Origin of the sequence: Paenibacillus solani (genome assembly GCF_001277345.1) — a bacterium.
Taxonomy (GTDB): Bacteria; Bacillota; Bacilli; order Paenibacillales; family Paenibacillaceae; genus Paenibacillus_AQ; species Paenibacillus_AQ solani.
Genome location: NZ_LIUT01000001.1, coordinates 1,996,923 through 2,009,499, shown reverse-complemented (window position 1 = coordinate 2,009,499; position 12,577 = coordinate 1,996,923). Strand labels below are relative to the sequence as shown.

The following is a 12,577-nucleotide window of genomic DNA, read 5'->3' as shown; positions in this document are numbered from 1 at the left end:
TAAGGAAGTGTCACATGCAAACGAAAGAGAACATTCGGATGTTTACTCAACAAGAAATGAGTGATTTAACCAAGATACCTAAATGGTTAGAAGGGGAGTATAAGACGTTTAGCAGCATTGTTTCGGCTCCCAAATTTCCGTGTTATTTTGGGACGCTCGCTGAAAAAAGGGGCGAAGTCCGATATACCTATATCGAGGAAGATGATTACAGAAAATTACCGCATACTTTAGCTTCTTTTTTAGAATTATCGCGTGCTAACCCGGATAAACGTCAAAATTTAACGGTTTTTTTTGAGCCGGAGAAGGAAGAACAGTCGTTAGAATTTTATAAAAACAAGACATGGGAAGTTCTTCAATATCTGCATAGCCACGATCCTGCCCCGTGGCCGGAAGAAGTCCCCTATGATTCGCAAAATCGATCTTGGGAATTTTGTTTTGACGGGGAGCCGGTATTTGTATTCTCAGCTTCTCCAGCATACAAAAAAAGACATAGCCGCAACTACGGCAACTCCTTGATTTTACTTTTTCAACCGACTAGGCTGTTTAACGGCTTCGAAAGCGACGTTCCCGAAGGAATAAAAGCAAGGAACATTATCCGCACCCGCTTATTGGAATGGGATGAGCCCGAAGTCGATATTCCCGCGGATAGTTCGAAGCTGGGAGAGAAAAAGGATTATTATTGGAAACAATACATTATTTCAGATGATAATGAGCCGATACAGGGCGGTTGCCCGTTCCATATGAAGGATAAAACTTAATTTAACGCAATCAGGAGGAAGGAAATGGATAAAAGGTTTGTGGACTTCAATTATATGTTGAAGCTGAAACAAAAACTAATAGCTTCAGGAAAAGAAGAAGTTATTTTATTTGGCATAGGTTCCGGGCTGGACAAGGTTTATAAAAGCTTACCTTTTTATACGATTAAATATGTGGTAGACACCGATGAGAGTAAGTGGGGGACAGTAACCGAGCAAGGACTGGAGATTAAAAGTCCGAACCATTTATTAGAAGAAAAAAAAGACAATATTTTTATTCTCATCACCTCTTCTTCATATTATGAGATCTGCTCACAATTAACGGATTGGGGCTTTCGCGAAGATATTGATTTTGTATATGCGCTCCCGAATGTTCCAATGCCGACAGGGCTTTATCCGAATCAGGAAATCCTTGTGACATGCTGCGGGTCTGGGGGCGGCGTATTTCATATCAATTTGCGAGATGATACGATCACCAAATTGATGAGCGGGGATTTTAGAGGGATTTCTTATGGTCCGAATGGCTATTCCGTATTGAATGAATCCTCGATCATTTTTTTAGATGAAAAATTTGCCGTATACAAGGAAAAGAAATTGCATGATCGTGATTTTGATTTGCATGGCATCGCTTATGATGATGGACGCTTTTTTATCATTGAAACCGCGACCAATACGTTAACGGTATATGACGAGCATAGCATGGAAATTGAAAAGCAGCTCAATTTAAGCAAGCCGGATGAAGATTTGAATCATATCAATGATATTTTTGTTGGCGAAGAAAGCATATATCTCTCTATGCTTTCCATGAAAGGATTAACTAAAAATCTTTGGACAGATCGACAAGATGGCGCGATCGTCGAATTTGACAAAAAAACGCTGGAGCCAAAAAACATTATCAAACAAAATTTAAATTTTCCGCATAGCGTAAAAGTATATAACGAAGAACTGTATTACTGTGAGTCGCTAAACTTCAATGTAGTGAAAAAAGACGAAGAGTTAGTAAGCTATGGAGGATTTACCAGAGGAATAGAGTCTGACGGCCGCTTGCTTTATATTGGACAAAGCACGTTTCGAAATGCCATTGCGCATACAGTAAAAAGCGTTTCGATGGACGCGGGTATCCACATATTTGATCCGATGCACAGAACAACAAGGATGATCAAACTGGACACGGACAACGTATATGGGATACTGCTCGTGAAGTAATCTGAAGAGGACGACAAATTAAGGGGGAAGCGTTAAGATGCGATACGATTTGAAAGGCGAAATCAATATGTCGCCCATTGTGGGAATGCTATATTCTGCCGTAAAGGAAAACAGCGACCGGCTGCAGCTTATCACTGCCGGCATGTCGCAAGAAGAAGTCGATTATAAGGGGCCCGATGGCAGCAGCAATAGTACAGCGCAGTTGATCAAACATATTTTGTATGTGGACCTTAACTGGGTTTATCGGATAAAAGGACAACCGCTTCCTCTTTCTTTGAAAGTGCAGCATGGCCCGATGATCGATGCGAATGGCAGACTCCCAATGGTTAAGGGAGAACCTTTGCATACTCTTATATCCGATTATAAAGCGGTCATCACCATGTTGAAGGATACATGCGCGCAATTAACGGATGAGGACCTGGATCGAATCGTGACTTTTGGGCATGAAAATGAAAAGGAAGCAACCGTTCGTTGGGGCATATGGCATATAGCCGACCATAGCCGTTATCATCAGGCGAATATCAACCAGCTTAGAAAATGGTATAAAGAAAATTTGAAGCCATAACACTTTGAAATAGAAGTTTGATTTAATCGAAGTCCTTAAAGTATCGGGGGTTATTCTAATCGATCGAATGACAAATGTTACTGCGAATTGCGAAAGCATTCATCATTCTCTCCATAGCTCCGCCAATATTGTATGGCAAGAGACCGATATTACGAGAGAAATCCGCTCGCAGCAAAAAGGACAACAACCGTTAACATTATGGTTTACGGGTCTTTCTGGTTCAGGGAAATCGACGCTTGCTAACGAAGTTGAAAAGAGATTGCTGTTTAACGGAAACCATACCATGCTGCTGGATGGCGATAATATCCGGCTCGGCTTAAATAAAAACTTGGGCTTTGAAGAGAGCGACCGCGTGGAAAATATTCGCCGCGTTGCTGAAGCCGCTAAGTTAATGAATGATGCAGGATTGATTACTCTAGCATCGTTTATATCGCCTTACGAAAAAGATCGTCAAAATGCCAGAGACATTATCGGAAAAGAATATATAGAGATTTATGTCAGCACTCCGCTAGCAGAATGCGAACGGCGCGATGTGAAAGGCTTATACAAAAAAGCGCGCAGGGGGGAGATTCCAAATTTCACAGGCATATCTAGCCTGTATGAAGTGCCCAAAAACCCTGAAATTGAAATTGACACGAGTCAATATTCTTTGGATGACGCAACGAATTATGTGATGAAAAAAATTGCCCAATATTTAAAACGAGATTATAAATAGCAGAAAAAGGTGGCTGGAAGCAGGTGGGGAATTCCCATTTATACGACCTATTTAATATCTCATTGGAAGCTGGCAAAGAAATAATGGACGTGTATGCACAGGATTTTAACGTGGAATTTAAAAAGGATGACTCCCCATTAACACAGGCGGATAGACGGGCCCATGCTTTGATTATGAGGCGCTTGAATGAGCTGGACTGTACTATTCCGGTGTTAAGCGAAGAGGGGCGACAAATTCCGTATAGTGAACGCCGTACATGGACTCGTTTCTGGCTGGTTGATCCAGTCGATGGAACAAAGGAGTTCATCAAGAAAAACGGAGAGTTTACAGTAAATATTGCTTTTATTGAGGGGAATTATCCTACTATCGGCATCATTTATGCCCCGGCATTAGACGTCATTTATTTTGGCCGCAACGGCGATGCTGCTTACAAACTGGAACACGCTTCGAAAGCAGCCGTACCCAATGAAGAAGAGCTGATCCGAAAAAGTATAAAGCTGCCGAATTTAAAAGAACATTCAGCTATTCGCGTAGTCGCTAGCCGGTCGCATATGTCGCAGGAAACGGAAGCTTTCATTAAAGATCTGGAAGCAAAGCATGGCGGCATAGAAGTTGTTTCATCCGGCAGCTCCTTAAAGTTTTGCCTCGTTGCAGAGGGGAAAGCAGACTATTATCCAAGGTATGCGCCGACAATGGAATGGGATACCGGAGCAGGACAAGCTATTGTTGAAGCAGCGGGCGGAACAGTGACCCGCTATGAAGACGATGAACGATTCGATTATAACCGTGCAGACTTGTTGAATGGATGGTTCCTAGTAAAGGGTTCATCCGCTTAGTAGACAATAGGGTTCAAGTTTTTTAAGAATCACTTACCAATCCAAATAAGAGGAGCATTTTACATGATCGTAAAGCAACTTGAAGATATTTTAGGAACGGAAAATGACGTAGACACTCCGACATGGAATAGCCGCCGTTTGCTTTTGAAAAAAGACGGCATGGGATTTTCACTGCACGATACGATCATTAAGGCAGGAACCGAGACAATGATCTGGTACAAACATCATGTAGAAGCGGTTTATTGTATTGAGGGAGAAGGGGAAATCGAGGTTGTCCAAGAGAACAAAACGTATCCAATTAAGCCCGGTACGATGTATGCGTTGAATGGGAATGAAAAGCATTTCCTTAGAGCACATAGCAACAATGACATGCGGATGGTCTGCGTATTTAATCCCCCAATCACCGGACGCGAGGTTCATGACGAGGATGGAGCCTACGCACCGAGTGTTGATGAGCCGGAAATATCCAGTGGAATATCGGGTCATGAATAACTTTCCGCAAAATGAAGCGCTGCAGTTCCGAAAACCTTCGGCAGAAGATGGTTCCCGTGTGTGGCGGTTAATTAAGGAAACTGCGGTTTTGGATTTGAATTCATCCTACTGTTACATTATGCTATGTGATTTGTTTAAGGAGACCTGCGCTGTGGCTGAACAGAACGGGGAACTGGTTGGCTTTGTATCCGCCTTTCAGCCAAGCGAACGAAAGAATACATTGTTCATATGGCAAATAGCCGTAGCTGAATCTGAGCGCGGGCAGGGAGTAGGACTATCCTTATTAAAGCAACTGCTGGAGCGTGAGGAAAACGCCGGGATCCGCACGATTGAGGCAACGGTGTCCACTTCAAATATCCCTTCCCGATCGTTATTTGCCCATTTGGCAAAAGATTTAGGCTCATCATACGAGGAAGGCAACGGATATTCTGCCCATTTATTTCCGGGAAATGCGCACGAGGACGAGAATTGGATTCGGATTCAGATTAAAGGATAGGGCCGGACGTTTTAGGAAGAGTGCATCCTTTCAAATAATGATAACAATCACGAGTAACGTTTTAGGAGGAAACAAGCATGAGAGAGTTGTTGGACAAGCCGAACATAAGCATTTTCGAAGAGCTTGAATCTGAAGTAAGAAGCTATTGCAGAAGCTTCCCAACTGTATTTACTCAAGCGGAGAACTATAAGCTTCGTGATGTTGCGGGCAAAGAATATATCGATTTTTTTGCCGGCGCCGGCGCTCTGAATTACGGGCATAACAATCCGAAAATGAAAGAAAAGCTGATCGATTATATGATGAACAATGGTATAACGCACAGCTTGGACATGGCGACTTCTGCCAAAGCGGAATTTCTCAAAAAATTTAATCAGGTGATTTTAAAACCCCGGGGGCTGGACTACAAGATTATGTTTCCTGGCCCAACAGGCACAAATTCGGTGGAAAGCGCACTGAAGCTGGCAAGGAAAGTGAAAGGCAGAGAGACGATCATGAGCTTCACGAACGCCTTTCATGGCATGTCGCTGGGCTCTCTTGCGGTTACGGGGAATAAATTCAAAAGAGAGGGGGCAGGCGTGCCCCTGCAACATAGCGTATTTGTCCCTTTTGATAAATATTACGGGGAAGAGGTAGACACTGTTGAGGTTATCGCCAAAATTTTGGATGACCAGTCCAGCGGTGTTTCTATCCCTGCGGCGATTATTTTGGAAACGGTTCAGGGAGAAGGCGGCATCAACGTAGCTCGTTATGAATGGTTGAGAAGAATCGCTGAACTTTGCAAAAGCAGAGATATTTTGCTGATCGTTGACGACGTGCAGGCAGGCTGCGGCAGAACGGGAACATTTTTCAGCTTTGAAAAGGCGGGAATTGTGCCGGATATCGTTTGTCTTTCCAAATCAATTGGAGGCTATGGGCTGCCGATGGCTATTACGCTGATTCGGCCATATTTGGACATTTGGAAGCCTGGCGAACATAATGGAACGTTTCGCGGCAACAACATGGCGTTTGTCGCTGCTGCTGAGGCTCTTTCTTACTGGGAAAATGATGAGCTTTATAACCATGTAGAGAAGAATGGACAGACCGTCCGCCTTTTTTTAGATAAACTAGCGGAAAAATATCCCAATATGAAAGGGCAAGTACGGGGAAGAGGGCTTATGCAAGGAATTGCGTTTGGAGTTGAGGGGCTGGCGGACAAAGTTTGTAGAATCGCTTTCGAACGCGGGCTGATTATGGAGACCGCAGGAGCCGATAATGAGGTTGCCAAAATTATGCCTCCGCTCACTATTGACCATGAAGGGCTTGTAAAAGGGTTAAACATCTTGGCAGATTGCGTGAAGGCTTGCAGCAAGGAGCTCAACTAGCCCATTCCTTGGAAATACTTAGGGGGAAGTCGTATACGCTTTCGCAATAGAACAGCTTTAATTATTAGAGAATGGGGAACAAATCAAACATGCGAGAGAAGAAAAAAAGGCATGCATGGAAATCCTATCTTTGGACCTTATCCTATTTGAAGTCCTATAAAAAAGAAATTGTTTTTCTAATCATCTGTATCGTGGCCACAACATCTGTGGAAAATTTAATTCCGAAACTGGTACAAATACTTATCGATCGGGTATTGCCCCATCAAAATATGAAATTGTTTGGGGTGCTGCTGCTCGTTTTGTTTATCTCTTATGTACTAGTTTATATGGCTAAAGCTTTTAGCAATATTTTGCAACGTTCCATTTCTGAAAAAAGTTCGCGAGATCTCGAATATTCTATTTTTTTGAAGCTTAGACAATTGGGCTTTTCTTATTATGAACAAAACCCTTCTGGCAAAACTTTATCCCTTTTTAATACGGAAGTAGCAACTGTGTTAGAGCTATATCGCACGCATCTCCCCTCCATGATCAACCACTTCCTGTTTGTTGCGATTTCCGTTATTTACATGTTGTCGATCAATTTCTATTTAACAATAATCATGATTCCATGCTTATTAATGTACTACATTTTTGGCCCTTATTTAGAGAGAAAAACAGCAATTGCCTTCCAGAAGGTTTCGCAAGAAAGAATGGTTTTTGGACAAAAAATTTACGAGAGCTTATCGGGAATTAGAGACTTCAGAGCATTCGGCGCAGATGCTTGGGATAAAAAGAAATGCGTGGACTCTTTTGAGGATTTTTCCAAAAGCGTGCGATCGGGAATGATCCTGACTAATATTCGCGGAAGCTACCGAAGATTTGTATCCTATATTGGAGCCGTGGCTATTTTTTACTTGGGATATCAGTTTATTCAACAGGGAATGATTTCGTCCGGCGGACTGGTTGCATTTCTTCTGTTATATTTTACCGCGATGCTAAAATTAACATTCCTGGTAACCTCCATTACCGAACAGAAAAACATTATTACACAGGTTAGAACGCTATATGAGTTTTATACTAGATCCGTTGATGTGTCGGAACCGGCAACACCGACCAGGCTGGACAATGTCAGAGGGGAATTGCGATTTCATAACGTTCACTTTGGCTACAGCAAGGACGAACCTTTAATAAAAGGATTCGATCTGCATATAAAGCCCGGTGAAAAAGTAGCTTTTGTAGGAACAAGCGGCAACGGCAAATCAACCTTATTCAAGCTTATCGGGCGGTTTTATGACGTAACAGAGGGGCGAATTGTACTGGATGGGGTTCCGATCGACCAGTTGTCTTTTGAACAATTGAGATCGTCTATTGGTTATGTGTTTCAGGAGGCCTATTTGTTTGGGGGCACCATTAAAGAAAATATTCGCTTTGGGCTGCCGGAAGCGACTGATGAACAGGTCTATCATGCTGCAAAAGCTGCCTTTGCAGACGATTTTATAAAGCGGCTGCCTCAAAAATACGACACTATAGTCGGCGAACGAGGCATTAATCTTTCCGGCGGGCAGAAACAACGAATTTCGATTGCACGGTTATTTCTTATGCAGCCGTCCATTTTATTATTGGATGAAGCGACATCTGCCCTCGATAATTCCAGCGAAAACATGATCAAGCAAGCGCTGGAGAAAATTGCAGTGAATAAAACGACTATCGTAATTGCCCACCGGCTATCTACAATCATTCATTACGACAAAATCGTTGTCATTCATGATGGAAGAGCAGCGGAGTTTGGAACCTATGAGGAATTAATGAAACACAAGGGGCTATTATACGAGTTAGTGGAAGGACAACGGAGTAACCCAAAGGAGAATCTATTAAATGGGGTATCTTAAATGGGGAGCACAATACTGTAAAACGATCAAGTGGGGATATATACTGGCCATTTTATTGGTTGTCATTGACGCCTTATCTTCGGCCGCGGTTGTTTATTTGCAAAAGTATTTGATTGACAGTGTTTTTGTTACCAATAATTTTCAAGTATTCATTTTGCTGCTTCTCGGCTTTTTATTGGCTGCTCTTGTACATTCGATTATGTTCTCGCTCAGCAGTTACGTGGCCATACGGAATGAATATCATGTCAGCAAATCAATCGTGTTTACACTGCTGGGGAAAATTCAACGCATGCCCATTAGCATTATTCAATCTAATCGAACGGGAGAATATATCCAGACGCTGACGACAAGCGCGATAGAAGCGGGCAAAGTACTATGCTGGAAGTTCCCAAGAATTATATTGTCAGAGACAATTCAGTTATTGATTATCACATTCATTTTGGGAGCTATTTCTCCGCTGTTTCTCGTTTTTGTTTGTGCGGTGTCTATCGTGTATATTTACGTTGGACGATACTTTGCTCCGATTTTAAAGAACAGCAGAAGCGAGATATTGAAGAGGAAAAAGGATCTAATTGTGAGGATGGAAGAAGGCATAGCTTCCACTCGGGAAGTCATTGCATATCATCGAATGGACTGGGAACGCAAGCTATATGATCGTCTATTTAAAAGTTATTTCAAGGAGGTAACTGAGGAAGGAAAAATAATCAATAGGCAAATGCTGTATACCGACCCTCTGAAATGGCTGGTGAGCCTTACAGTATTGGGATTTGGCGGGTTTCAAACGATCAAAGGGAATATGTCAATTGGAACACTGGTGATCTTTATTCAATTCAGCACGCAATTCACTGATTTGTTTATCAATGTGTTCCAATCTTTGATGAGTGTTTCGGGTGACATGGCCTATATCGATAAAATTCGTTCATTGGAAAGCAGTCCTGAAATTTCGAATGATGGTAAAGCGATTAAAGGCCCGATAACAAACCTGGAATTAAAAGAAGTTCTTTTTCGATATAATCAGGAGAAAATTATTCTCAATCAATTGAATCTGAATTTTCCTATTGGTAAAAAGATTAGTTTAGTCGGGGAGAGCGGCGGCGGAAAATCAACGATTGTTCATTTGTTTAGCCGTTATTATGAGCCTGCGGGGGGCTCAATCCTTGTCAATAATGTGCCATTGAATAAGATTTCTATGGAAGAATGGGTTTCAAGAGTAGCGACTGTCCCGCAGGATCCCTATATGTTTTCAGATACGATCCGAGAAAATATATTGCTCGGACGTTCGTATACGGATGATGAGATTATAGAAGTATGCCGGGTTGCACAAATTCATGATTATATATGTAGTTTGCCAGAGGGATATGACACTAATATTGGGGAAAGAGGGGTAAAGCTATCTGGCGGCCAACGCCAACGGATTGCGATTGCGAGAGCCTTGATCGGCAATCCGGAACTATTATTATTGGATGAGGCGACTTCAGCCTTGGATTTGGAAACGGAGCGGCAAGTCTTGTTCAACGTTCAGCAATTTCGAAAAAATACGACCACAATCATGGTTGCTCACCGCTTATCCACCATAATTGATTCGGATCTTATATATGTCATTAATAAAGGGCAGGTAGCGGAAAGCGGGAATCATGAGGAACTGATCAGCAAGAAAAAGGCCTATTATAAGCTCATTCATGCGCAATGACCACCAGCCAGCCCGAAGTTACTAGAAAAAAAGACTTTAGCCGGTTTGGTATTATCCCCTTCAAGTAGACACTCAAAAAAGTCCACATGGTATCATGAGGGACTGACCCCAGTTTGTGAGACAGGGATCAAAACACCTTGCAAGTTTAAGCAGCCAGTTGCCGGAAATGAACCGGTGACTGGAATGAAACGATTCGATGGGGGCATTATCAGCGGGCGTACCCTTGCGGGACATGCTCATGGTAATGCCTTTTCCCTTTACCAAGCCGATGCACGTCACCTTCTCGATACCACTTCATCCACGTCTTTAGCTGTGTCTTATTCCGTATCCCAAGTTGCTCCATGACCTCTCTAACCGGAACTCCTTCTAATCTCATTTCAATGGCTTTCATCTTAAGTTCGAATGGGTAGCTAACTCTTGTTGCCAACGCAAAAACACCTCCAAGGTTATCCCCATATCTTACGACATTGGAAGGGGGGCTATTACCTTCCAGCGTAGGTGTTTTCCCAACCAAAAATTTCATGATGTTTCAGAGTCTGGATATCGGCTACAAACCGTTCTGTATCAGCCTTTGGCAGACTTCCCGTCAAATGGTTTCAGCAGCGGCAAGCGATGCAGCGCTTTCATTTTCTTAAAAAAAGAGTTGATAATTGAGAAATCATCCTCTATGATATTGTCATCAGACCGGATATGAAAATTAAAGCACTTTAACTTTTATGCATACATCATCCTATGAAACCCTGAAAACAGGGGTAATCTTATATTGAAAGTTAAAGCGTTATAATTTTCAAAAATAAAAAGAAAGGTTGGTGTTTCCGTGACCCATCGCGAAAGCCGGCGGCAGACGTTATACATGTACCTCTTCATCGCTCCATGGCTTATCGGTTTCCTGGTGTTTGCCTTGTATCCGATTCTGTCATCCCTTTATTACAGTTTCACGGACTATGACATTATCCACCCACCGAAATATGTCGGCCTGGCGAACTACACCGAAATGTTTCAAGATGATCTGTTTTGGAAATCCGTCGTGGTAACGGTACGGTATACGTTTATAAGCGTACCGATCCAACTGTTGCTGGCACTCGGATTTGCGCTCCTGCTCAATACGAAAATACCGTTCCGCGGATTTTTCAGGACCGCCATGTATTTTCCGAGCATGGTATCCGGCGTGGCGATGTCACTGCTGTGGTACTGGATTTTCAATCCATCGATCGGTCTGTTCAACTACGTTCTGTCCTGGTTCGGCATCAGTGGCCCGTCCTGGCTTATGAGTCCGGATTATGCGCTTTACGCTCTGATCATTATGTCCTTCTGGACAGTAGGTTCAGGCATGATTCTGTTCCTCGCAGGACTCATGAGCGTGCCTGCAAGTCTCGTGGAAGCCGCCAAGCTTGACGGTGCGGGACGCTTCCGGATTTTTCTGAATGTGACGCTCCCGATGATATCACCGGTGCTGTTGTTCCAGCTGATTATGGGTGTCATTGACTCCTTCCAGGTATTTACGCAAGCGTACGTCATGACCCAGGGCGGTCCTAACTACTCAACATGGTTCTATGTTTACAACCTGTACACCAGCGCCTTCAAAGAATACCGGGCTGGATACTCATCCGCTCTCGCGTGGGTTCTGCTGATCGTTGTCATGCTGTTTACGGCACTAATTATGAAATTCTCGAACCGTTATGTTCACTATGAAGGAGGCGGACGCAAATGAGAACCATTCCGACAGCCAGTCCTTCGGCTTCACCTTCTACGAATAAACGCCGGCGCAAAATCGATGCCGTAAGCATTGCCAGCTTTATTGCCTTGGTGGTCACCACCTTTCTCATGCTCCTGCCTTTGTTTTTCATGGTTTCGACCTCGCTGAAATCGAAGAAGGAACTCCTGAAGTTTCCTCCGACCTTTTTGCCGGATTCCTGGCAGTGGAGCAACTACAAGGAAATTTTCGAAACGCTAAACTTCGGCCAAATGTACATGAACAGTCTCATTATCGGCACTTTGACCGTGGTCGGCACTCTGTTGTCGTCGGCGCTGGCAGCCTACGGCTTCGCCAGATACCGGGGCAAGGGCAGCAACCTGTGGTTCATGCTGATGCTCAGCACCATGATGCTTCCTTATCCAGCGATTATGATCCCGCAGTTCATTCTTTTTTCCAAGCTGAACTGGATCGATACGTTCTTGCCGCTGATCGTACCTGCATTTTTCGGCTCGGCATACAACATCTTTTTGCTGCGCCAGTTCTTTTCCACGCTGCCGGATGAGTTGTTTGACGCAGGGCGCATGGACGGTTGCAGCGAGCTGCGGATGTGGTGGCGGATTGCCTTGCCTCTGTCTGGTCCGGCACTTGCAACCGTTGCCATCTTTGCCTTCATTTACAGCTGGAACGACCTGCTGACACCCGTGCTCTACCTAAGCTCATCGGATAAATTTACGCTTCCGGTCGGTATGTCTTCCTTCACCTCGTCACGGTTTCGCATTCCGCCGTGGCATCTGCTCATGGTTGCCTCCGTGCTCGCCATGCTGCCGATTGTCACCTTATTTGCGATAGCCCAGAAACGATTTGTTGAAGGAATTGTACTTACAGGCATCAAGTAAA

12 protein-coding genes and 1 pseudogene are annotated in these 12,577 nt (G+C 43.6%); 12 read left to right on the top strand and 1 reads right to left on the bottom strand.

Going from position 1 to position 12,577, the window contains the following annotated elements:
* Nucleotides 1-14 precede the first annotated feature (14 nt).
* The 10 genes from AM231_RS09035 to AM231_RS08990 all read left to right on the top strand — a co-directional run bounded on the left by AM231_RS09035 (nucleotide 15) and on the right by AM231_RS08990 (nucleotide 9,984).
* Nucleotides 15-758 carry a YqcI/YcgG family protein gene (locus AM231_RS09035; RefSeq protein WP_054402328.1) on the top strand — a complete coding sequence of 248 codons (744 nt, stop codon included), beginning with the start codon at nucleotides 15-17 and terminating at the stop codon, nucleotides 756-758.
* Between the two features lie 24 nt (nucleotides 759-782).
* Nucleotides 783-1,961, top strand: coding sequence for a DUF4915 domain-containing protein (locus AM231_RS09030; protein WP_054402327.1), 1,179 nt, complete (start codon nucleotides 783-785; stop codon nucleotides 1,959-1,961).
* Between the two features lie 37 nt (nucleotides 1,962-1,998).
* Nucleotides 1,999-2,526, top strand: coding sequence for a DinB family protein (locus AM231_RS09025; protein ID WP_054402326.1), 528 nt, complete (start codon nucleotides 1,999-2,001; stop codon nucleotides 2,524-2,526).
* Nucleotides 2,527-2,593: 67 nt separating this feature from the next.
* The gene (cysC, locus tag AM231_RS09020) at nucleotides 2,594-3,241 is read left to right on the top strand and encodes an adenylyl-sulfate kinase (RefSeq protein ID WP_082341576.1); all 648 of its coding nucleotides are present in this window, start codon (nucleotides 2,594-2,596) and stop codon (nucleotides 3,239-3,241) included.
* Between the two features lie 23 nt (nucleotides 3,242-3,264).
* The gene (gene cysQ, locus AM231_RS09015) at nucleotides 3,265-4,077 is read left to right on the top strand and encodes a 3'(2'),5'-bisphosphate nucleotidase CysQ (RefSeq protein ID WP_242615097.1); all 813 of its coding nucleotides are present in this window, start codon (nucleotides 3,265-3,267) and stop codon (nucleotides 4,075-4,077) included.
* 63 nt (nucleotides 4,078-4,140) lie between these two features.
* Nucleotides 4,141-4,569 carry an ectoine synthase gene (locus AM231_RS09010; protein WP_054402325.1) on the top strand — a complete coding sequence of 143 codons (429 nt, stop codon included), beginning with the start codon at nucleotides 4,141-4,143 and terminating at the stop codon, nucleotides 4,567-4,569.
* Complete coding sequence (gene ectA, locus AM231_RS09005) at nucleotides 4,562-5,065, top strand: diaminobutyrate acetyltransferase (protein ID WP_054402324.1); 504 nt, start codon at nucleotides 4,562-4,564, stop codon at nucleotides 5,063-5,065. The genes AM231_RS09010 and ectA overlap by 8 nt, the downstream gene beginning before the upstream one ends.
* A 77-nt stretch (nucleotides 5,066-5,142) precedes the next feature.
* Entirely contained in the window at nucleotides 5,143-6,426 is a 1,284-nt protein-coding gene (ectB, locus tag AM231_RS09000; protein WP_054402323.1) for a diaminobutyrate--2-oxoglutarate transaminase, read from the top strand.
* Nucleotides 6,427-6,515: 89 nt separating this feature from the next.
* Nucleotides 6,516-8,294: an ABC transporter ATP-binding protein gene (locus AM231_RS08995; protein ID WP_054402322.1), complete on the top strand. Its 1,779-nt coding sequence runs from the start codon at nucleotides 6,516-6,518 to the stop codon at nucleotides 8,292-8,294.
* The gene (locus tag AM231_RS08990) at nucleotides 8,281-9,984 is read left to right on the top strand and encodes an ABC transporter ATP-binding protein (protein WP_054402321.1); all 1,704 of its coding nucleotides are present in this window, start codon (nucleotides 8,281-8,283) and stop codon (nucleotides 9,982-9,984) included. Before AM231_RS08995 ends, AM231_RS08990 begins: the two co-directional genes overlap by 14 nt.
* Nucleotides 9,985-10,273: 289 nt before the next feature.
* Here the strand turns inward: AM231_RS08990 and AM231_RS30420 are convergent.
* A pseudogene (locus AM231_RS30420) lies at nucleotides 10,274-10,375 on the bottom strand (helix-turn-helix domain-containing protein); the annotation flags it as partial.
* 462 nt (nucleotides 10,376-10,837) lie between these two features.
* Here AM231_RS30420 and AM231_RS08980 point away from each other — a divergent pair.
* Together AM231_RS08980 and AM231_RS08975 are read left to right on the top strand one after the other, a co-directional pair.
* Nucleotides 10,838-11,695: a carbohydrate ABC transporter permease gene (locus tag AM231_RS08980; RefSeq protein WP_053494245.1), complete on the top strand. Its 858-nt coding sequence runs from the start codon at nucleotides 10,838-10,840 to the stop codon at nucleotides 11,693-11,695.
* Nucleotides 11,692-12,576, top strand: coding sequence for a carbohydrate ABC transporter permease (locus AM231_RS08975; protein WP_054402320.1), 885 nt, complete (start codon nucleotides 11,692-11,694; stop codon nucleotides 12,574-12,576). Before AM231_RS08980 ends, AM231_RS08975 begins: the two co-directional genes overlap by 4 nt.
* Nucleotide 12,577 lies beyond the last annotated feature (1 nt).

Bases quoted from the DNA above. Each gene is read 5' to 3' on its own strand.
- AM231_RS08975 (WP_054402320.1), top strand. From the start codon at position 11,692: ATGAGAACCATTCCGACAGCCAGTCCTTCGGCTTCACCTTCTACGAAT.
- AM231_RS08995 (WP_054402322.1), top strand. From the start codon at position 6,516: ATGCGAGAGAAGAAAAAAAGGCATGCATGGAAATCCTATCTTTGGACC.
- AM231_RS09035 (WP_054402328.1), top strand. From the start codon at position 15: ATGCAAACGAAAGAGAACATTCGGATGTTTACTCAACAAGAAATGAGT.
- ectA (WP_054402324.1), top strand. From the start codon at position 4,562: ATGAATAACTTTCCGCAAAATGAAGCGCTGCAGTTCCGAAAACCTTCG.
- AM231_RS08980 (WP_053494245.1), top strand. From the start codon at position 10,838: ATGTACCTCTTCATCGCTCCATGGCTTATCGGTTTCCTGGTGTTTGCC.
- AM231_RS08990 (WP_054402321.1), top strand. From the start codon at position 8,281: ATGGGGTATCTTAAATGGGGAGCACAATACTGTAAAACGATCAAGTGG.
- ectB (WP_054402323.1), top strand. From the start codon at position 5,143: ATGAGAGAGTTGTTGGACAAGCCGAACATAAGCATTTTCGAAGAGCTT.
- cysC (WP_082341576.1), top strand. From the start codon at position 2,594: ATGACAAATGTTACTGCGAATTGCGAAAGCATTCATCATTCTCTCCAT.
- AM231_RS09030 (WP_054402327.1), top strand. From the start codon at position 783: ATGGATAAAAGGTTTGTGGACTTCAATTATATGTTGAAGCTGAAACAA.
- AM231_RS09010 (WP_054402325.1), top strand. From the start codon at position 4,141: ATGATCGTAAAGCAACTTGAAGATATTTTAGGAACGGAAAATGACGTA.
- AM231_RS09025 (WP_054402326.1), top strand. From the start codon at position 1,999: ATGCGATACGATTTGAAAGGCGAAATCAATATGTCGCCCATTGTGGGA.